Below are 19,995 nucleotides of genomic sequence, written 5' to 3' on the forward strand. Positions count from 1 at the left end.
GCGGAAGGCCACGAACACGATGCGTGAGCCCACGCCGCAGGACAGCGCCCGGGCCCTGACCGGCTGGGCCGCCGAACAGGGCATCGAACCGGACGAGTTGGACCGGATCTACCGCGGTCTCGATCCCGACGACCCGGTGCGATCCCGGGCCGGGCACCTGCAATCCCCCGCGATCCTGGTGCCCGGACTGGCCGCCTCGCCCTGGCACGACGCCGACCGGTATCCGTGGGTCGACGCGTTGGAGAGCCGATACCCCCGCATCCGCGACGAGTTCGAGAAGCAGTTCGCGAGCGACGGGATCGAGCGACACCCCGAGGAGCGCGAACTGGCCGCGACCGGCGGCTGGAACGCGTACCACTTCCACACCATGGGCACCACGTTCCCCGAGCATCTGGCCCAATGCCCGGCCACGGCCGAGGCGTTGGCGGCGGTGCCCGGGGTGGCCGACGCCGGGATCTGCTACTTCTCGGTGCTGGCGCCGCGAACCCGGGTCAAGCCGCACTGCGGCTTCGTGAACACCCGGATTCGTTGCCATCTCGGCCTGATCGTGCCGCCGGACTGTCGCATGCGGGTGGGCACCGAGACCCGGGCCTGGCGGGAGGGCCGGTGCTCGGTCTTCGACGACTCGTTCGAGCACGAGGTGGCCAACGACTCGGACCGCCCCCGGGCGGTGCTGCTGGTGGACACCTGGCACCCCGATCTGACCGACGTCGAGCGCCGGGCAATGGAGTTCGTGATGCGGATGTGGACGTCCGATGTGGACTGACCCGAGGGCGCCCGGCCTCGCACCGTCGGCCGCGCCGCCGCTGCCGCCGATCCGCGCCGCGTCGACCGAGGCGGACGCGATCCGGGTACCGCCCGCCGAGTTGACCCTGTTCGTCGACTCGGTCTGCCGCCGCATGGGAGCCGGCGGGCAGGTGGCCGTCGAGGTCGCGGAACACCTGGTCGGCGCGAACCTGGCCGGACACGACTCGCACGGGGTGTTGCGGCTGCCGCAATACGTCGCCGAGGCGGAGCGCGGTGACCTGATACCCGGCGCCCGGCCGCACGTGCTGCGCCGGCGCCGGGCGAGCATACTGCTCGACGCGCGCCGCGGGTTCGGGCACTACTCGGCGCGGATGGCCTGCGAGTTGGTGGCCTCCCTGGCCATCGAACACGGCGTCGGAGTGGTGGCCATCCGACACTGCGGCCACATCGGCCGGCTCGGGCACTATTGCGAACTGCTCGCGAACGCCGGACTGGTCGGGATGATCACCGTGGGAGCCGCCGGTCCCGGTGTCGGCGTGATGGCGCCGCCCGGCGGCTCGGGGCGGTTCCTCGCGGCCAACCCCTGGGCGCTCGGCGTGCCCGGCACCGATCACCCGGTGGTGGTGGACGTGTCGATGGCGCTGCTCGCCGAAGGCAAGATCACCGCCGCCGCGGCGCGCGGCGAGGCACTGCCCGAGGGGTGTGTCGTGGACGCGGGACGGCGTCCCAGTCGGGACCCGGCCGACTACCTGGCGGGCGGCGCGTTGTTGCCGCTGGGCAGCCCGGTGGCCGCGCACAAGGGCTTCGGCCTGGCGCTCGGCGCGGCCCTGCTCGGCGGCCTGGCCGCGATCGGCGACACTACGCCGACCCTGGCCGGCTCGCAGCGCCCACCCGACTCCACCGGCCGGGGCGAGATCGCCGGTGTCTGTCTGATCGCGATCGACCCCGAGGCGTTCGGCGGCCTGGAGCCGTATCGGGCGATGATCGCGGACACCGCCGCGCTGATCGCCGACGCCGAGGCGGCCGGGGCACACGCGAGCGTCCCCGGCGCCCCGGAACATCGCAGTCGCCAGGCCCGCGCGACCGGGATCCCGCTGCCGCGCGCGACCGTGGCCGACCTGATCGCGGTCGGCGCCCGGTTCGACGTCCCGACCAGGCTGCCACGCACGGGCGATGCCGACGTCGACCCGGGAACCGCCGACCTCGCCGCGCCTCGGTCGGAACGTCCGTCACGTCGGCCCTGAGCACACCCGAACGCCCCTGGTGGGCACGGAAGGAAGGAGCGCGGGATGCCCGCGTGGGTCAACGACAGTCGGCCGTTCCTGGACCGGTGGATCGACGAACAGCACCTGGACCGGTCCCGGTTGACCCGGATCCTGGACGGCCTGGAAGTCAGTTCGTGGCGCGAGCCCGCCGACGAGGACGCGGTGCAGCGCCCGGAAGTCCTGCTTCCCGGCCTCACCGCACAACCGTGGTGGGACCGACGGCAGTTCCCCTGGATCGCCGACCTGGAGGCCGGATACAGCGTGATCCGGGAGGAGTTCGAGGCGGTCGGCGGGCTGGTCCCGACCGATGCCGTCCGACACCCCAACTCCGGGAACCTGGCCGAGGCGGGTGACTGGAACGCGTACTACTTCCACCTGCTCGGCCGCTCCTACCCGGAGCACATCGCCCGCTGCCCACGCACCATGAAGGTGCTGTCCGAGCCGGACGGGGTGGCCGATTCGGGCATGTGCTACTTCTCCATCATGGGTCCGCGCACCCATGTGGCACCGCACTGCGGCTTCATCAACGCCCGGGTGCGCTGTCATCTGGGCCTGGTGGTGCCCGGCGGCGGGCGGATGCGGGTCGCCGACGAGACCCGGACCTGGAGCGAGGGCCGGGCCATCGTTTTCGACGACTCGTTCGAGCACGAGGTGTGGAACGACGGTGAGTCGGGCCGCGCGGTGCTGCTCTTCGACGTCTGGCACCCGGAGCTGACCACGATCGAAAAACGTGCGCTCGCGTACATGATGACCGTTTGGAAGACCTTCCTGTACGAGGACGACTAGGGATGGGCGACGAGACGGACGTCCCTGAGGTGCGGGGGTCGCAGGCGGGATCGGTGCCCGCGTCCGGGCCGGCGGCCGAGGGGCCCTGGCGGTTGTCCGGTTGGGCGCTGGTCAAATCCACCGGGTTCGCCTACGAGTTGCTGGAGGACTTGCGCGTCCCGGAACCGGCCGATCGGCACGCGGGCGGGAAGGCCGCCGTCGCGGGCGGATCGGCCGACGCGGACCCGATCGCCGAGTGTGTGCGCCGCCTGCTGCGCACCTGCGCGGATCCGCGCTTCCTGGAGGCCGTCCTGCTCTCCAGCCGGGGAGCCTACGAACGCCTGCACCACTGGTTGCGGACCGATCCGGACCCGAGCCGGCTGCGCTCGGCCGACCGGCGACGGGTGCTGCTGGCCGCGATGTACCTGCAGCGCATGTGCGCCAAGAACGAGAGCACCAGCTTCTTCGGCCCGGTCGCCTGGGCTCGGGTACACCCCGACGAGCCGTTTCGGCTCGACCTCGGGGAGCCGGCCCCGGTGCGCTTGGCGACCGCCTGGACCCACTGGGCCGCGCAGGCGATCGCCGACGTGATGAGCGCCGATCCCGACGTGCTCGCCGAGGTGGCGCCGCGCGTGCCGCCGAATCTGGTCGAGCGGGACGGACGGCAGTTCGCGGTCCGCTACGACCGGTGGCCGATCACCCTGGACGAACGGGTCGAGCCGCCCCGGACGCCGGCCGAGCGGGCGTTGGTCGCGCGCTGCGACGGGCGGACCACCGCCGCCGAACTGGCCGCCGCCGAGGGCCTGGACCTCGACGGCACGCTCGACCTGCTGCGCGCGCTGGACCGGCGCGGCTCGGTGCGCTTCGGGCTGACCGTCCCGGTCGGTCTGATCGATCCGCTGCACCCGCTCATCGAGTTCGCAGCACGCCTGTCCGGCCCGGCGGGCCGGCGATGGCGCGGCGTACTGGCCGAACTGGACCTGTGCCGACAGCGGTTCCACGAGGCACCGTCCCTGGCGGCGCGCCGTGAGGCGTTGTCCGCCGTCGGGCGCACGTTCACCGAGGTCACCGGGGCCGCGGCGGACAAGGACGCGGGTCGGCACTACGCCGACCGGTCGATCCTGGTCGAGGACGGACGCTTCCCCTGGCCGCGCTTCGACCTGGGCCGCCCGCTGCACCGGTATCTCACCGACGAGGCGCCGGTGCTCCTGGACCTGCTGTTCGAACTGTCTCTGGCCCGGCGGCGACGACTGGTCGCCGAGATCACCGAGTGGTTCGCCGACACGTTTCGTGGGCAAAGCGTGCCGCTGGACCGGGTGTTGGCCGCCGCCGACGCGGCCGGGCTCGGTGAGCGGCTGCGCAAGATCGACGACCGGACCCGGATGGACGGGCCTTCGGCGCTCAGCGACCGGCTGCGCGCCAACGCCGACCGGCCCCGGGTGCGGCTCGACATGGACTGGGCGAAACGGGCCGCGGCCGAGGTCGACTTCGACACGTGGTGCGTGGCGGGCGCCGACCTGTTCGTCGCCGCGCCGGACGAGGCGGCGATCAACGCCGACGCGTTCACCGTCGTGGTCGGCGAAGTACACGGCCTGCACGACCAGTTGCTCCAGGGCCTGTGGCCGGCGCTGCATCCGGACCGGGCCGGATTCGAGGCCGAGATCGGCGGCCTGATCGAGGGGCTGGCCGACGCGCGGATCTGCGATCCGGTCCTGGCACACGGGCGCAAGACGCTGGCCCGCGCGGAGGTGTTGCCCGAGGTGGAGTTCCTGGGCACCAGTCCCCGCCCGCCCGGACGGGTCGGCCGCGCGGCCGACCTGCGGGTGCGCCTCGACGGCGGCGAACTCGTGCTCGAATGCCCGACGTTGGGTCGGGTACTGCTGACCAGACCGCCGCTGCCGTCCTGGGGTGACGAGGTCGAGTCGATCTTCACGCCGTTCACCGGCGCCCGACTGATCGGCGCCGAGGACATGTTGCGCGCCCTCGACGACGTCCCGCACCTGCCCCGGCTGACCGTGGGCCGCACCGTCGTGCACCGGGAGACCTGGCGGATCCCGGCGCCACCGCCGCGATCGTGGAGCGGTCTGCACCCGGCCAACCGCACCCGGATGCGCCGGTTGCGTGACCGGTACGGGTTCCCCGACCAGGTCTATGTGCGCTTCGCCGGCGAACCCAAGCCGATCTTCGTGGACTTCGGGGTACCGGTGCTGGCCGACCTGTTCTCGCGCCACTACGACCGGGCGCACGGTCCGATCGTGGTCTCGGAGATGTTGCCGGGACCGGCCGACCTGTGGTTGCGCGACCACGCGGGTCGACACACCGCCGAACTCCGGTTCGGCTACTACCGGGCACGAGCAGGGGCAGGGGCACAGGCGGGGGAGCGCAGCGGATGAATCGCGGACCGACCGGACCACCCTGCCTTGGAACGGAGTTCCCCCTGCCGACCGCCGGGGCGGGCGAACTCGGGATCGGCGGCACCCCGCTCGTGCCGCTGGTACTGCCCGTGTGCGGCATCGGCCGCCGGTTGTGGCTCAAGCTCGAAGGGGCCAACGCGTACGGATCGATCAAGGCCCGTACCGCGCATGCCCTGATCGAGCACCTGGAACACCACGGCGGCCTGGAGCCGGGCGGATCGATCGTCGAGTCCACCTCGGGCAACCTGGGCGTCGCGCTCGCCGGCATCTGCCGCGCCCGGGGCTATCGATGCACCCTCGTGGTGGACCGCGACACCCCGCGCCGGAGCATCACCCTGATGGCGGACGCGGGCGCCGACGTGGTCCTGGTCGAGCCGACGGCCGACGGCAACCCGGTCGCCGAACGGCTGCGCATGGTGCGCCGGATCCTCGCCGCCGACCGGCGCATGCGCTGGACCGACCAGTACGGCAGCCCCGCCAACCCGAACGTGCACGAACACTGGACCGGACCCGAACTCGCCCGGGGCATCGGTGCCGTCGGCCCGGACGCGGTGGTCGCGGCGATCTCCACCGGCGGCACCCTGGCGGGCCTGTCCGGCTACTTCCGCCGCGCCCACCCGAACACCACGATCGTCGGCGTGGACGCGGTCGGTTCGGCGGCCACCGGCGGCGAACGCGGCGCGCGGCCGGCCAAGATCCCCGGCTTCGGCTCCGGCCGACGCTCGTCGTTCCTGCGTCCGGGCGACTGGGACGTATGCGTGCGCGTCGCAGACGAATACGCCGCGCCGGCCTGCCGGGTCGTACGCGCGGCCACCGGCCTGACCCTGGGCGGCTCCTCCGGCGCCGCACTCCTGGGCGCCGTGGTCGCCGCCCGAGGCGACCCGGACCTGCGCGAGATCGGCGTGATCTGCCCGGACCTGGGCGCGGCGTATCTGAACACGATCTACGCGGGCCGTCGCCCGCCGCCCCCCGAGTCCGAACCGGCCCTGCGCGAGGGCCTGGCCGACCTGGCCGCCGCCCGCAGACGCGGGTGAACCGTCCGGGCCCGGCTTGCGAGTCCCGGGGCCGGGAGCAGGACGCCCGCCGCACGGGTGGGAACGGAGAACACGCGGATGCGAAACGGAGCCGAGATGAAACCCCTGCCGCTGGTGTGCCTGCCCTTCGCCGGTGTCGGCGCCTCGATCTTCCGTACCTGGTGGGGGCGCGAAGGACACGGCCTGAGCATCGTGCCGGTGCAACTGCCGGGCCGGGAAGAGCTGATCGACGACGAGCCGCACCGGGACATCGGCGCCGCGATCGACGAACTCGCCCCGCGCGTGCTGGCCGCGCTGCGGGGTCGTACCGAGATCGCCGTGTTCGGACACAGCATGGGCGCCTTCCTGGGCTACGAGTTGGCGCATCGCCTGATCGATACCGCCGACATCCGCGTCGCGGTCCTGGTGGTCAGCGGCTCGCACGGCCCGTACCAATCACGCCGGCGGCAGGTCACCGGCCTGTCCGACGAGCAGTTCCTGAACGGGATCGCCGAGTTCGTCGGATACCGGCCGGCCGCGCTGGACGATCCGGAGTTTCGCGAACTGCTGTTGCCCGTGCTGCGCGCGGACGCCGAGATGCACGAGCGCTACCGGCCGACCGTCGACCGGCCGCTGCCCGCGCCCATCCTCACCGTGCGCGGCAGTGCGGACGACATGGTCTCGGCGCGGGAGGTCGGGCAGTGGCAGGCGGTCACCACCGCGCCGCTGCTCACCGCCGAACTCCCTGGCGGACACATGTATCCCACCGAACAGGCCGACGCGCTGCTGCGGTTGATCGCGGGCACGGTGGGCCAACCGGTGGGTCCGAGCCGATGAGCGCGGCGGAGACCCGGGGCCGCGCGCACGACGACGGCGCACAGCGACTCGCGGACAGGACCGCCGTGATCACCGGCGCGGGTCGGGGGCTGGGTCGGGCCTGCGCGGTACGCTATGCCGAGGCGGGCGCCGACCTGTTGCTGCTCGACGTCGCCTCGGACCACCCCGGCGTGCCGTATCCGCTGGCCTCCCCGGCCCAACTGGCGGAAACCGCCCGGCGGTGCTCGGAGTTCGGCGTCGAGGTGGTCACCTCGGTCGCGGACATCACCGACGCGTCGACCGTGGACCGGGCGATCGACCTGGCCCTGGACCGGTTCGGCGGCATCGATGTGCTGCTCAACAACGCCGGTATCGCCGCGCCTTCCGGCAAACCGATCCACGAGATCCGCGAGGACGAGTGGCAGTTGATGCTCGACGTCGACCTGAGCGGCGCGTGGCGGCTGATGAAGGCGGTGGCGCCGGTGATGGTCGAACAGCGCGGCGGCAGCATCGTGAACGTCTCCTCGACCGCCGGCATGGTCGGCTACCGCAACTTCGCCGCCTACGTCGCAGCCAAACACGGCTTGATCGGGCTCACCCGCGCGGCGGCGCTCGACTACGCGCCCTATGGGGTGCGGGTCAACGCGCTGTGCCCGGGATCGGTACGCGACGATCCGCTCCTGGAGGGCCGCATGCTCGGCGAGATCGCCCGCTCCCTGGACGTCCCGGCCGACGAACACGAGGCAGCCTTCGTCCAGGCCCAACCGACCAACTCCCTCGTCGAACCGGCGGACGTGGCCGGCGCGGCCCTGTGGCTGGCCGGGGACGAGGCCCGCCAGGTCACGGGAAGCCTGCTCGCGGTCGACGGGGGGTTCACCGTCCGATGAGGAACGAGGCCCGGATGCGAAAGAGCGAGGCGACGAACACGAACGCGACGGGCGGCGCGGGCGGTGTGCGACCCAAGCCGAGGATGGCCGTGGCGGGGCCGGCTGCGGCGGGCGCGGGCGCGGGCGCGGGTGTGGGCGCTGAGTCGGCGGGTGCGACCCCTGTTCCGGCGGTCATGGCGCCGCCTTCGGTGGGTACGGGCTTCGCAGTTCCCGAACCAGCGGATGCGGGGTCCGAGTCGGCGGGTGCCGGGTCCGGTTCGAGGTGCTGTGGGGGCACACCGACCCAGGTGGATGCGGCGGTTGGGTCGACGGTGGTGAACGCGCATCCCGAACCGACCGCGTCGGACTCGGGTACCCGGCCAGGGGACCTGGATGGGGCCTCCGGGGCCACAGTCGGGGATGGCGCCGTTGTGACCGCCGCCTTGGGTGCGGCCGCCGGTTCGACCCGTTCGACTGCCGTGGACGCGGCGACTGCACCCGCTGTTGTCGGCGTGGCTCCCGGTTCCAGCGCCTTGGGCGTGGCTTCCGGGTCTGCCGGTGGGGTGGTGCTGGGCGGGGCTGATGCGTCGGATGTACAGGGCGAGGTTCGCGTTGTGGTGTCGACCGGGCGTTGCCGGGGGCGTTCTGCGCGGGAGTTGCAGCTGGGGCGGAGCTGCCACAGTCTTGTCCGGCGGTTGCCGGTGGGGGTGGACGAGGAGACCGTGCGGCTCGGGTTGCGGCGGGTTGCCGAAGCTTGGCCGGGGGTGAGGGCCGGGGTCGCGTGGCGGCAGGTGTTGGCCGTGGACTCGGATCATCCGCTCGCCCGACGGCGGCGGGAGCGGGAGGCCGAGCGGCCGGTGCATCCGGCTGCCGGGCCGCTGCGGGTGTTGGTCCTGGTGTACGCCGACGGTGTCGCCTACCTTGTCCTGGTCGCGGAGCGGGCGGTGGTGTCGCCCTGCGGGCTGCACCGGCTGGCCGAGGTGTTGTTCGGCGGCCCGATCCCGGCCGACCCGGTGACCGTAGGCACGGTGCCGACGCTCGCCACCGAAATGCCGGAGTTCCGGGCGAACCGCCCCGAGGCCGCGCCGGCCTGGGCGCTGGGGGAGCCGAGCGAGGTCGGGCGGATCGGGTGGGCGTCGGTGCCGCTGCCCGCGCTGCCCGGGCTGTACGAGCGGCTGCTCCCGGCGGCCGTGGCGCTCGTGTCGGCCCGGCACGCGGGCGAGCCGTGGCAGCGCTTCGCCGTCCTGGACGTCGCCGCCGAGACCGTGGCCGCCGCGACGCCGTACGGCCGATGCCGCCGACTGGGGTCGCATGTGCACGACGTGCGGGTGGACGAGGACGACACGGTCGGCCGCTACCTGCATCTGATCGCGGCGAGTTGCCCCGCCGCCGGGCCGATCGCGGTCGCGCCGGCGGAACCGGGCCCCGCGCCGCAGACCGTGTTGATCACCGCCGCCGACGGCGCGGGCGGGTGGGCCGACTATCGCCCGTCCCTGGCCCCGATCGCGCCGCTCACGCTCTACGCCGCGGCGGACCCGGCCGGCGCCCCGACGCTGACCTGCCGCCACGACGCCGGACTGGTCGACGCCTCGGTCGCCGAGCGGATCTGTCGGCACATCGCGCGTGTCGTCCGCGAGTTGCACGCCGCCGCCGACACCGCTCCGCTGGCCACGATCACCTGGCTGAGCCCGGCCGAGACCCGGGACACGCTGCGCCTGGGCGGCGTGGACCGGCGACTCGACCCGGCCCCCGACCGGGCGGACACGATCCATGCCCGCTTCGCCGCGACGGCCGCCGCCCGACCCGATGCGATCGCCCTCTCCGACGACGACGGCACGTACACTTACCGCGAGTTGGCCGCCCGCGCCACCCTCACGGCCCGCGGCCTCCGAGCAGCCGGCGCCGAACCCGGCGACCGCGTCGGCGTGTTTCTGGAACCGGACGCCGAGACCGTGGTGGTGCTCCTGGCCGTACTCACCGCCGGCTGCACCTACGTGCCGCTCGACGTACGCCATCCACCCGCCCGACTGCGGCACACCACGACGGACGCCGGCCTGCGCCTGGTGATCGGCGACCCGAAGACCTTCCCGACCGACCCGACCGACCCCGCCGACCCGACTGCCCCGGCCGTCACCGTCCTCGACCCAGCGACGATCCGCCAACGCGCGACTGAGCAAAGCGAGTTCACTCCACCCGCCGTCGGCGCAGCGCACCCCGCCTACGTCATCTACACCTCCGGCTCCACCGGACGCCCGAAGGGCGTCGAGGTGCCGCACGGCAACGTTCTCGCGCTGCTCGACGCGACCCGCGACCTGCTCGCCCCGGGAATCGACGACGTCTGGACCCTGTTCCACTCCACCGCCTTCGACTTCTCGGTCTGGGAGATCTGGGGCTGCCTGCTCGGCGGCGGCCATCTGGTGGTGGTCTCCTACTGGACGGCCCGCTCGGTCGAGGACTTCTACGACCTGCTGGTCGAGCGGCGCGTGACCGTGCTCAACCAGACGCCGTCGGCCTTCGCCCAACTCGTCGAGGTGGACCGCAGACGGGCCGAGGACCTGGCGCTGCGCCTGGTGGTCTTCGGCGGCGAGCCGCTGCATCCGCCCATGGTGCGCCCCTGGTTCGAGCGGCACTCGTACTCGGAGCGCCGGTTGGTGAACATGTACGGCATCACCGAGACGACCGTGCACGTCACCGCCCAGCCGCTGACCCCGACCCGGGCGGCCAACGAGGCGCGGTCCGTGGGTGCGCCGCTGCCGGGCTGGTGGGTGTCGGTGCGCGACCCGAGGGGGCGGGTGCTACCGCCCGGGGTGGCGGGCGAGTTGTGGGTGGGCGGGGCCGGCGTGGCGGTCGGCTACCTGGGCCGCCCCGAGCAGACGGCCGAACGATTCGTGGTGGATCCGCACACCGGGCAGCGGGTCTACCGCAGCGGCGATCGCGGGCAGCTGCGCGCGGACGGCCGGATCGATCATCTGGGCCGCCTGGACACCCAGGTGAAGGTGCGCGGCTACCGCATCGAACTGGGCGAGATCGAGGCGGTGTTGCTGGAACACGCGAGCGTGATCGAGGCGGCGGCGGTGGTGGTCCGCGGGGCGAATGCCGACGACGGCGCGGAGGCCCGGATCGACGCGTATCTGGTGCTGGTCGACGGCGGCGACCCGGCGCAGGTGTTGCGCGCGGCGCGGGCGGTGTTGCCGGAGTACATGGTGCCGGGCCGGGCCGTCGTGGTGCCGGCGCTGCCGCTGACGGTGAACGGGAAGGTCGACGCCGACCGGCTCGCCGCACTGTCCGCGCCGGACGAAGACGCGGTGCCGGCTGCGAACGGCCCGGACCCGATGGCGGCCGATCCGCCCGCCGGATTCGGTACGCCCGCCGAGTCGGCGACGGCCGCGACGGTGTGGGAGATCTGGCGGCGGGTGTTGGGCGCCGACGCCGGGCCGGACGAGGGCTTCTTCGAGGTCGGCGGCAACTCGCTGTTGGCGACCCGACTGCTCGCCGAGTTGCGGGCGGCCGGTCTGCCGCGGATCACGGTGCGGCAGTTCTACCGGCACGCCACCGTGCCGCGCCTGGTGGCGTTGTTGACCGAGGGCGCCGGGTGAGCAGGGCAGGCCCGGCGCCGTCGGGTACGTCAGCGGGCGGTCGGCCCGGGGTCGTCGGCGCCGACCCGGGTCTCCTCGTCGCCGGCGCGTTCGGCCGCGTACGCGCGCAGCAGGGTGGCGAGGCGGTACCGGTCGGGGCCGGTCTCCTCCAACAGGTGCACGCTGACCAGGCTTTCCAGCAGTCGGCGGGTGTGTCCCAGCGGGCGGCCGATCAACCCGGCGGCGACGGACGTCTCCAGGCGCCCGTCCGGATGCAGGCCGAGCCGGCGAAACGCCCGCGCGGCCTCCGGGTCGAGATCGCGATAGGACCCGAAGAACGCGGAGCGCAGCGCGAGGTGCGGGTCGTCGGCGTCGGCCAGCAGGTCCAACCGGCTTTTCTCGTCGTCGAGTTCCTCGGCGAGCAGCGCGAGCGAGCGGTGCGGTCGGGTGGCCAGGCGTTCGGCGGCGATCCGCAGGGCCAGCGGCAGATGGGCACAGTGTCGGGCCAACGTCCGGGCCGCGTCCGCCTCGGCGAGCACCCGATCGGGGCCGACCACCGCGCACAGCAGCGCCACCGACTCGGCGGGCGACATCGGTCCGAGCGGGATCTTGGACGCGCCGGCGCGCACCGCGATCCCGGTCAGTCGGCGGCGACTGGTCACCACGGCGGCACAACCGGCGGTTCCCGGCAGCAGGGGCGTAACCTGCCGGGAGTCCGCCGCGTTGTCCAGGATCACCAGCATGCGCAGACCGGCCAGCAGGCTGCGGAACATCGCGGCGCGCTGTTCCAGGTCGGCCGGGACGGCGGGCGGACACACCCGCAGCGCGATCAGGAAATCCGCCAAGACCTCGGTCGGACGCACCGGTTCGGCATCGGGGGAGGAGCCGCGCAGGTCGCGGTAGAGCACGCCGCCGGGAAACGACCCGGAGACCTGTCCGGCCCAGCGGATCATCAGCGCGCTCTTGCCCACGCCGGCCGGCCCGTCGATGGCGACCGTCAACGGCAGTCCGGTCTCCGTACTGTGTGCCAGGAGCGCGTCGAGATCTCGGAGTTCGCGTTCGCGACCGACGAATCCGGCGATGGAGGGCGGGAGTTGGGCCGGACGCAGGCGGGGCGGGAGGTCGTCGGCCGTGGAACCGGCCAACGCGGCCAGTACGCCGTCGGCCGCCAGTTCCCGGTCGCACAAGCGGGCCAACTGCATTGTCGGCGTCGACATGCCGTTCTCTATCTTGCTCAGCCAGCCCGGACTGTAGGCCACGAGCCCGGCCAACTGCCGCAGGGACAGGCCCTGTTGTCGACGATGATGGCGCAGGGCGGCGCCGAACGACACGGTGTGATCGTCCATGTTCACCTGCTGCAAGGGACCGAACCTTTCCTGTGTGGAAACTGTCGGCACTGCCCGGACGCACCCAGGGTGAGGTGGCCCGTCCGGGTTCCGAAGGCCCTGGAGCTCTTGTGGAGCGCTCTCCCGACGCGGGTCGACGTCGGGATCCGGCGTGGCCGGAGGGTCGAGGCCGGTCGGGCGACGAATGGGCGGGGGAGATGGTTGTACTGCCCATCCAGAGAGTCACCCTAGGAGAGCGGAAGGCGGTGCCGGCAGATTGAAACGCGCCAAACACCCCGCCCCGAAGTCTGGTTGGGGTGCCGATGTGACAGTTGTTGCATCAGTGGTGTTTGCGAGCTTTCGAATCCAACACGTGACCCGTCGGTCACGTTGCGACTACTCTACGCTGTGGGCGGAGTTCGCTCGACTCCGCTTCGCCGAACGCACATCCCCTGCGCCGAACGCGCGTCCCCCGTCGCGCGATCCACGTCGAACGACCCGCGTCGCACCCCCCGTTGCGTGCGGCTCGCCTCGAACAAGTCACCCAGGGAGGCACGGTGACGATCCGTCGGATCAACCACGTCGTCATCTCCGTCCGCGACCTCGATCTCTCCACCCGGTTCTACCGTGACGTCGTGGGCCTGGAGGTGGTCAGCCGCCTGCCCGCCACCGCGCACTGGCCGGCGATGGCCCTGCTGCGCTCCGCGCCCGAGTCGAGCATCCGCCACGATCTGGGCCTGATCGCCGGCACCGGCCCGGGAGCGGTCGTCGGACGAGGGCCGTACCACGTCGCCTTCGAGGTCGACAGGATCGCCGACCTCCGACGCGCGCGCCACCGGTTGGCCGCGGCCGACGCGCTCGGCGGCAGCATGGACCAGGGCATGGGCATTTCCGTCCACGGTCACGACCCGGACGGGATCATGGTCGAGATCCTCTGGCGCGCCCCCGTGGGGGCCTGGTCCCACCCGGACGAACCAAGCTGTACGTCCCTCGACTTCGACTGGCCCCGCCCACACCTGCACGGCCGGTCGTCCACCGATCGAGTGGTCGGCGCACCGGCCTGAGCCGGATGCGGAGCAGGCCGGCGCCCGCGCCGCTCGGCACCCGCTCGGCCCGGCCCGGAGGGGCGTGGCCGGCCCGGTGGCCACGGTGGTCTACCGTGCTGTGCAGCGTGACCTGACGGGCGCCGGCGACTCCGGCGTGTGCATCGAGAACGGGATCGGATCGTTGAGCGAGGAACAGCCCGACGCCGTGGTCGAGCGGGTCGCGGCCCGACACCTGATGCGCACCGGGCCGCACCCCGACGCCGCCGGCCGACCCGACGCGGTGTCCGCCGTCGACCCGGACGCCGCGTTGGTGACCGCCTGGTGCACCTGCCTGCTGTGGCGTTCGCGGCTGCCCTGGACCGCGCGGGAGCACACGGACGCCTTCGAGACCCACCTGGCCCAGGTGCGCCGCGCCGCCCGGATTCTGCCGCCCGACCTGGTGGACGGCCGCTTCGCCTACCTGCCCTGCGCGGACGAGGCCGCGGCCCTCGCGGTCGCCGAGACCTGGATCGACCTGGGCAGCGCCCGCAGTCGGCTGTTCCTGGACGGCAGCGGGGTCGTGATCGCGTTCGCCGACGTACAGTTCCCGACCGAGGTCGCGCTGTGGGCGCTGCGCACCGACCGTACCGACCCCTCCGCCGCGTACCTGCTGCACGCGCTGGAGTATCTGGCCGGCCCGAACCGGACGGACTGAGCGCCCGCCGAGACGGCCGAGTCCGTGCGCATCGGCCGTCCCGGCGATGCGTGTGGTGGTCAGAGCGAGGCGGCCATCCGGCGGATCGCGTCGGTGACGATGTCCGGGTGGGTGCCCAGGTTGAGCCGGGCGTGTCCCGCGCCGCCGGTGCCGAAGTCGACGCCGCAGGTCAGCGCGACTTTGGCCCGGTCGAGGAAGTACGCCGCCGGGCGGTCGCCCAGGCCGAGGTCGCGGCAGTCGAGCCAGGCCAGGTAGGTGCTTTCGGCGGGGGTGTAGCGCACGGCCGGCAGATGTTCGGCGAGCAGGTCGGCCAGGAGCCGCCGATTCGCCGCGAGTCCGGCCAGGAGGGCGTCCAGCCAGCCGACACCCTCGCGCAGCGCGGCGGTGTGCGCGATCACGCCGACGTGGCTGGGGCCGTGGCTCACCTCCTCGGGCAGCGCGGCCAGTTCCTCGGCGGCGGCCGGGCCGGCGATGGCGAGCGCTGCCTTGAGCCCGGCCAGGTTCCAACCCTTGGACGCGGACATCAGGGACAGGCCGTCGGCGGTGCCCGGGACGCTCAGGTACGGCACGTACCGGTCCGGCGGCGCCAGCGGCGCGTGGATCTCGTCCGCCACGACGCGCACCCCGTGCTCGGCGGACAGCCGGGCCACGGCGGCCAGTTCGGCCTCGGTGTGCACCGTCCCGGTCGGGTTGTGCGGGCTGCACAGCAGATAGGCGACCCGTCCGCAGGCGGCCGTCGCGGTACGGAAGGTGTCGGCCAGTACGTCGAGATCGATCCGGTGGTCCGCGCCGAGCGGGGCCTCCACCACCTGGCGATCCATGTTTTTCAGGAACATGTAGAACGGCGGATACACGGGCGAGTTGACCACGACCCGATCGCCCGGCCCGGTGACCAGTTTGAGCATCTCGACGACGCCCTGCATCACGTCCGGCACGATCGCCGTACGCTCGACCGCAAGCGAGTGCCACCCCCACCGCTTGGCGGCGAAGTCGGCCAGCGCGGTGGCGTATTCGGTGCCCGCGGCATACCCCGTGTCGCCGAGCCGGACGGCGTCGGTCACGGCCTGGATGATCGGTTCGGCCAAGGGGACGTCCAACTCGGCCACCCACAGCGGAAGCACATCCTCCGGGTAGGCGAGCCACTTCATGCTGGTGCGCCGACGCAGCGTGTCCAACGTGAGCGCGCGCAGCGGATCGACATTCTCGGCGATGGGCTCCGACAGACTGTCCATGAAACCCACGATAAGCGAGCACCCGCCCGGGAGAAGAGGGTGTGACGAGGGCGAATGAACGGCGGGCCGCGCCGAATCCGGGTCGGGTACGCCCTAGGATCGACCGGATCGGCAAGTCGGTGTCGGGAGGATGCTTCGTGGGTGGCGCGCGGGTGCGGCGGATCGTGGTGCCGGACGTGGCGGCGCCCGGCGCGGGGTTGCCGGGGGCCGAATACGCCTCGGCGTTCGAACTGGGGACGGCGACGGCTCGCGCGCGTACCCCCGAGCAGTGGGCCCGGGCGGCGTTCGAGGGGTCGCCGGCCGCCTTTCGCGGGATGTTGCTGATCGGATGGACCCTCGTGCTCGGGTTGCGGCTGGGACCGCGGCCGTCGCCGACGCACGTGCTGGGCTGGTCGATCGTGACATCCGACGCCGATTCGTGCACCGTGACGGCGAGTTCACGCCTGGTCACGGCGTACAACACGCTGCTTGTCCGGGACGACGGTGTCGTGTGGATCACCCGGGTGCGCCACGAGCGGCGCATCGGCCGCGTGGTGTGGGGCGCGATCGCGCCGATCCACCACCTGACCGTCCCGTGGCTCCTGCGGCGCGCGAGTCGCAGCGCGCTGCGCGGCTGACCGTACACACGCGGGACCCACGCCACCGGGCCGGCCACACGCCCGGGGCGGGCGCGAGTCGGGTCGGAGGGTTCTCGCGCCGATCGGTCACATTCGGCACGCCGGGCGCGTCATAGCGGCGAAGCCTGTGCCGATCGACACGATCCGGGAAGACCCATGACGTTCACCGAACAAGCTCCCCCCACGGCCCCACGAGCGGGGGTGTTCGCCCGCCTCGCCGGCTTTGCGCATCGCCACAAATAACTCGTCGTAGGGCTGTGGCTGGTCGTTCTCGTCGGCACCTGGGGTGTCGCCTCGACGGTCGGTGACGATTACCACGAGGACTACTCCATCCCGGGCGCCGAGTCGCAGCGGGCGTCGGACCTGCTCGCCGCACACGCCTCGGCCGAGGCCGGCGACACCCTCCAGATCGTGCTGCGCGACGAGGCCGGTCTGCGTACCGAGGCGACCCGACAGCGGATCGAGGCGATGCTCGGCAAGGTGGCCGGACTGCCCAAGGTGGCGCAGGTGCGCGGCCTGTACGACGATCCGGCGGCGATCTCCCCCGACGGCCGGGTCGGCTATGCCACGGTGGTACTTCACCGGTACCTCGGAGGAGATGACCACCGCGCAGACCGAGCGGATCCACGACACCGCGCGGTCGATTCGACACGACGGGCTGCGGGTCGAGTTGGGCGGCGAGGCGGCCCGGGCGATGGGCCGGAACGAGAGCAGTGGTGCCGAGGGCGCGGGGATCCTGGCCGCGCTGGTCATCCTGATGATGGTGTTTCGTTCGCTGCTCATCCCGCTCAAGGCCGCGGTGTTGAACCTGCTGAGCATCGGGGCCGCGCTCGGCGCGATGACGCTGGTGTTCCAGCACGGCATGCTCGGCGCGGAGGCAGGACCGATCGAACCCTGGCTCCCGGTCGTGGTGTTCGCCGCGTTCCTGACCCGCTTTCTTCCGGGGTCGGTTCTCCCGGGGACCGGCCCCGGAACTGCCCTTTGCCCGGGAGGCGTTCAGTGCGCGGCCGGCTCGGCCGGGTGTGGCCGGGCGATGGCGCGGCCGAAGCGCATCCCCCGGTCCTGGAGCGAACCGTGCTTGAACAGCAGCACGTCGCGCGGGTAGTTCTGGTGCAGTCGCCACGGCGCGGTCGGGCCCTGCTTGGGCAACATCGCGGTGCCGCGCAGGACATAGCCGGACTTCAGGTCGAGCAGCGGTTCGAGCGGCGCGTCGGCGGGCGGGGCCTGTGGCATGCACACCTGGTAGCCGTGCGCGTCCATGTGGTTGAGCAACCGGCATACGTAGCGGCTGACCAGGTCGCACTTGAGCGTCCACGAGGCGTTGGTGTAGCCGAGGGCCAGGGCGAAGTTGGGCACGCCGGAGAGCATCATGCCCTTGTAGGCGACCGTCTCGGACAGTTCGATCGGGGTTCCGTCGACGGTCAACGTCATGCCGCCGATGGCCAGCAGGTTCAGGCCGGTCGCGGTGACCACGATGTCGGCGGGCAGTTCGGCACCCGAGTCCAGACGCAGTCCGGTCTCGGTGAAGCCGGCGATGGTGTCGGTGACGATCGAGGCCCGGCCGCCGCGCAGCGCGGCGAACAGGTCGCCGTCGGGGACGAAGCACATGCGCTGGTCCCACGGGTCGTAGCGGGGCGCGAAGTGGGTGTCCACGTCATAGCCTTCGGGCAGTTGCCGGATGGCGCCCCGGCGCAGCACGGACTTCATCAGCCTCGGCGCGCCGCGCGAGAGGTGGAAGGCGAGCATGGTGAGGCCGACGTTCTTGGCCCGGATCAGCGGCAGCGCGGCGCGGTCCGGCAACACCCGACGCAGCCGTCGGCCCACCGTGTCGCGCGCGGGCAGCGCCATGACGTAGGTGGGCGAGCGCTGGAGCATGGTCACGTGCGCGGCAGCGTCGGCCATGGAGGGGACCAGGGTGACGGCGGTGGCGCCGCTGCCGATGACCACCACCCGCTTGTCGGTGTAGTCCAGGTCCTCGGGCCACGCCTGGGGGTGGACGACGGGTCCGGCGAAGTCCTCGATGCCGGGGAAGTCGGGGGTGTAGCCCTGGTCGTAGCGGTAGTAGCCGGTGCACACGAACAGGAACGAGCAGGTCAGCTCGACGACTTCGGTGGGACGTGCCTCGTCGTCCGGATCGGATGCGGCTTCGGCGGCGGGGTTCGGCGATGGCGTCGGGGCCGGGTTCGTTGTCGGCGGTGCCGTCGATATCGGCGTCGGTATATACCTCGCCGAGGGCGCCTGCGTCGGGGGCACGACCGGCCGCCGGGCGGCGCGTACCGTCCACCGGGCCTCGCCGCTTGACCACTGCGCGCCGAGCACCCGATGCCCGAAGCGCACCAGCCGATCCACGCCTTGTTCGCGCGCCGTGTCGCGGATGTAGTCGCGGATCGCCGCGCCGTCGACGATCGCCTCGTTCGCGGTCCACGGCCGAAAGGAGTAGCCGAGGGTGTGCATGTCCGAGTCGGAACGGATCCCGGGGTAGCGGAAGATGTCCCACGTGCCGCCGATCGCGTCGCGGCCCTCCAGGATCAGTACGGACTTGCCCGGGGAGTGTCGGCGCAGGTGGCAGGCGGCGCCGACGCCGGACAGGCCCGCTCCGACGATCAGTACGTCGACGTGTTCCCTGGCCATGCCGTTCCCCATTCCGCGAGGGGCGCCCGACAGTGCGCGACGGGTGCGACACCCGAGCGAACGCCGGTGCGGCGCGCGGCTACCGGGCGGTAGCGTAGGCAACGGTATCGACGTGGCGTCGAGCCAGTCAACACAGTGTCGAGACGTTCGACGGGCGATAGGGTTCGGGGGTGACCGAGACCCCCGCCACGGACAGCATCCGCCCGCGTCGGGGCCGGCGCGACTCGCGTCCCTCGGGCGACGATCGGGAGCGGGCCATCCTGGCCACCGCGGAGCGACTGCTCGGCGGGCGCGGCCTGGACGAGATCTCCATCGACGACCTGGCCCGCGGAGCGGGCATCTCGCGACCCACCTTCTACTTCTACTTCGCCTCCAAGGAGGCGGTCCTGCTCAGCCTGATCGACCGGGTGGTCGCCGAGGCCGACGCCGGCTCGGAGGGCATGCTCGAAGACCTGCCGGCGGACCCGACGGCCCACTGGCGATCGACGATCGACGCCTTCTTCGCGACCTTCCGGGCCCACCGCGCGGTCACCCTGGCCGCAGCCCGAGCCCACGGCACCAACCGCGAGGTACAGGAGCTGTGGGCCCGCGTCATGGAGAACTGGATCCGCCGAGCCACGGCCGCCATCACCGCCGAACGCACCCGAGGCGCCGCCCCCGACGGCCCCCCGGCCCGAGCGCTGGCCATCGCACTCACGTCGATGAACGAACGAGTCCTCCTGGCCACGCTCGCCACCGACCAACCCTCCCTATCCGAACCGGAGGCAGTAACCACCCTGCTCCACATTTGGTTGACCGCCATCTACCACCCCCCAACCCCACCCCGATAGCCCACCACCCCGCATCGTGCGCCGGTTCGGGCCGTGCGCGCCCTCGCGTCCCGCGCCGCCTGGGCTCGTGTGTCGCCTCGCGTCCCGCGCCGACTCGGGTTGCGCCTCGTCCCGCGCCCGGCTCCGCGTTCTACGCCCGGCCTCTCGCCGCCGCTGATG

General features: G+C 72.6%; 18 protein-coding genes. 13 read left to right on the forward strand and 5 right to left on the reverse strand.

All coding sequences use genetic code 11. The annotated features are described in order from the left end of the window. The first annotated feature begins 19 nt into the window (after window positions 1-19). The 7 genes from ACH4XV_RS37495 (at window position 20) to ACH4XV_RS37525 (ending at window position 7,907) form a co-directional block, all read left to right on the forward strand. Window positions 20-766, forward strand: coding sequence for an aspartyl/asparaginyl beta-hydroxylase domain-containing protein (locus ACH4XV_RS37495; RefSeq protein WP_395797174.1), 747 nt, complete (start codon window positions 20-22; stop codon window positions 764-766). Beyond that, entirely contained in the window at window positions 756-1,991 is a 1,236-nt protein-coding gene (locus tag ACH4XV_RS37500) for an Ldh family oxidoreductase (RefSeq protein ID WP_395797176.1), read from the forward strand. The genes ACH4XV_RS37495 and ACH4XV_RS37500 overlap by 11 nt, the downstream gene beginning before the upstream one ends. Window positions 1,992-2,036: 45 nt before the next feature. Next, window positions 2,037-2,798 (forward strand): aspartyl/asparaginyl beta-hydroxylase domain-containing protein, encoded by a 762-nt coding sequence (locus ACH4XV_RS37505; RefSeq protein ID WP_395797178.1) that lies wholly within the window; start codon window positions 2,037-2,039, stop codon window positions 2,796-2,798. 2 nt (window positions 2,799-2,800) lie between these two features. Then, complete coding sequence (locus ACH4XV_RS37510; protein WP_395797180.1) at window positions 2,801-5,170, forward strand: lantibiotic dehydratase; 2,370 nt, start codon at window positions 2,801-2,803, stop codon at window positions 5,168-5,170. After that, window positions 5,167-6,225, forward strand: a complete 1,059-nt coding sequence (locus tag ACH4XV_RS37515; protein ID WP_395797182.1) for a pyridoxal-phosphate dependent enzyme — start codon at window positions 5,167-5,169, stop codon at window positions 6,223-6,225. Before ACH4XV_RS37510 ends, ACH4XV_RS37515 begins: the two co-directional genes overlap by 4 nt. 96 nt (window positions 6,226-6,321) lie before the next feature. After that, complete coding sequence (locus tag ACH4XV_RS37520; protein ID WP_395797184.1) at window positions 6,322-7,041, forward strand: thioesterase II family protein; 720 nt, start codon at window positions 6,322-6,324, stop codon at window positions 7,039-7,041. After that, window positions 7,038-7,907 (forward strand): SDR family oxidoreductase, encoded by an 870-nt coding sequence (locus tag ACH4XV_RS37525; RefSeq protein WP_395797186.1) that lies wholly within the window; start codon window positions 7,038-7,040, stop codon window positions 7,905-7,907. The genes ACH4XV_RS37520 and ACH4XV_RS37525 overlap by 4 nt, the downstream gene beginning before the upstream one ends. Here ACH4XV_RS37525 and ACH4XV_RS37530 read toward each other — a convergent pair. Beyond that, complete coding sequence (locus ACH4XV_RS37530) at window positions 7,894-8,082, reverse strand: hypothetical protein (RefSeq protein WP_395797188.1); 189 nt, start codon at window positions 8,080-8,082, stop codon at window positions 7,894-7,896. The two genes, ACH4XV_RS37525 and ACH4XV_RS37530, sit on opposite strands and share 14 nt — an antisense overlap. Before the next feature lie 604 nt (window positions 8,083-8,686). Between ACH4XV_RS37530 and ACH4XV_RS37535 the strand changes: the two genes are divergently transcribed. Next, window positions 8,687-11,482 carry a non-ribosomal peptide synthetase gene (locus tag ACH4XV_RS37535; RefSeq protein WP_395797190.1) on the forward strand — a complete coding sequence of 932 codons (2,796 nt, stop codon included), beginning with the start codon at window positions 8,687-8,689 and terminating at the stop codon, window positions 11,480-11,482. A gap of 29 nt (window positions 11,483-11,511) precedes the next feature. On the opposite strand, the gene ACH4XV_RS37540 is transcribed toward ACH4XV_RS37535, so the two are convergent. After that, window positions 11,512-12,813: a helix-turn-helix domain-containing protein gene (locus ACH4XV_RS37540; protein ID WP_395797298.1), complete on the reverse strand. Its 1,302-nt coding sequence runs from the start codon at window positions 12,811-12,813 to the stop codon at window positions 11,512-11,514. Window positions 12,814-13,343: 530 nt separating this feature from the next. On the opposite strand from ACH4XV_RS37540, the gene ACH4XV_RS37545 reads away from it, so the two are divergent. Both ACH4XV_RS37545 and ACH4XV_RS37550 read left to right on the forward strand, forming a co-directional pair. Continuing rightward, complete coding sequence (locus ACH4XV_RS37545; RefSeq protein ID WP_395797191.1) at window positions 13,344-13,850, forward strand: VOC family protein; 507 nt, start codon at window positions 13,344-13,346, stop codon at window positions 13,848-13,850. A gap of 85 nt (window positions 13,851-13,935) precedes the next feature. Then, window positions 13,936-14,526: a hypothetical protein gene (locus tag ACH4XV_RS37550; protein WP_395797193.1), complete on the forward strand. Its 591-nt coding sequence runs from the start codon at window positions 13,936-13,938 to the stop codon at window positions 14,524-14,526. Window positions 14,527-14,585: 59 nt separating this feature from the next. On the opposite strand, the gene ACH4XV_RS37555 is transcribed toward ACH4XV_RS37550, so the two are convergent. Beyond that, window positions 14,586-15,758: a MalY/PatB family protein gene (locus ACH4XV_RS37555; protein WP_395797195.1), complete on the reverse strand. Its 1,173-nt coding sequence runs from the start codon at window positions 15,756-15,758 to the stop codon at window positions 14,586-14,588. A 137-nt stretch (window positions 15,759-15,895) separates the two neighbouring features. On the opposite strand from ACH4XV_RS37555, the gene ACH4XV_RS37560 reads away from it, so the two are divergent. Further along, window positions 15,896-16,375, forward strand: coding sequence for a DUF2867 domain-containing protein (locus tag ACH4XV_RS37560; RefSeq protein ID WP_395797197.1), 480 nt, complete (start codon window positions 15,896-15,898; stop codon window positions 16,373-16,375). 87 nt (window positions 16,376-16,462) lie between these two features. On the opposite strand, the gene ACH4XV_RS37565 is transcribed toward ACH4XV_RS37560, so the two are convergent. Then, window positions 16,463-16,981, reverse strand: a complete 519-nt coding sequence (locus ACH4XV_RS37565) for a hypothetical protein (RefSeq protein ID WP_395797199.1) — start codon at window positions 16,979-16,981, stop codon at window positions 16,463-16,465. On the opposite strand from ACH4XV_RS37565, the gene ACH4XV_RS37570 reads away from it, so the two are divergent. Further along, window positions 16,974-17,480 carry an MMPL family transporter gene (locus ACH4XV_RS37570; RefSeq protein WP_395797201.1) on the forward strand — a complete coding sequence of 169 codons (507 nt, stop codon included), beginning with the start codon at window positions 16,974-16,976 and terminating at the stop codon, window positions 17,478-17,480. The two genes, ACH4XV_RS37565 and ACH4XV_RS37570, sit on opposite strands and share 8 nt — an antisense overlap. Here the strand turns inward: ACH4XV_RS37570 and ACH4XV_RS37575 are convergent. Continuing rightward, a complete protein-coding gene (locus tag ACH4XV_RS37575) occupies window positions 17,372-19,006 on the reverse strand; it encodes a flavin-containing monooxygenase (protein ID WP_395797203.1) in 1,635 nt (544 codons plus the stop codon). The genes ACH4XV_RS37570 and ACH4XV_RS37575 overlap by 109 nt on opposite strands. Before the next feature lie 170 nt (window positions 19,007-19,176). Here ACH4XV_RS37575 and ACH4XV_RS37580 point away from each other — a divergent pair, with 170 nt between their 5' ends. Beyond that, complete coding sequence (locus ACH4XV_RS37580; RefSeq protein ID WP_395797205.1) at window positions 19,177-19,836, forward strand: TetR/AcrR family transcriptional regulator; 660 nt, start codon at window positions 19,177-19,179, stop codon at window positions 19,834-19,836. Window positions 19,837-19,995 lie beyond the last annotated feature (159 nt).

The sequence above is a fragment of the Embleya sp. NPDC020630 genome, from assembly GCF_044334985.1.
GTDB lineage: Bacteria > Actinomycetota > Actinomycetes > Streptomycetales > Streptomycetaceae > Embleya.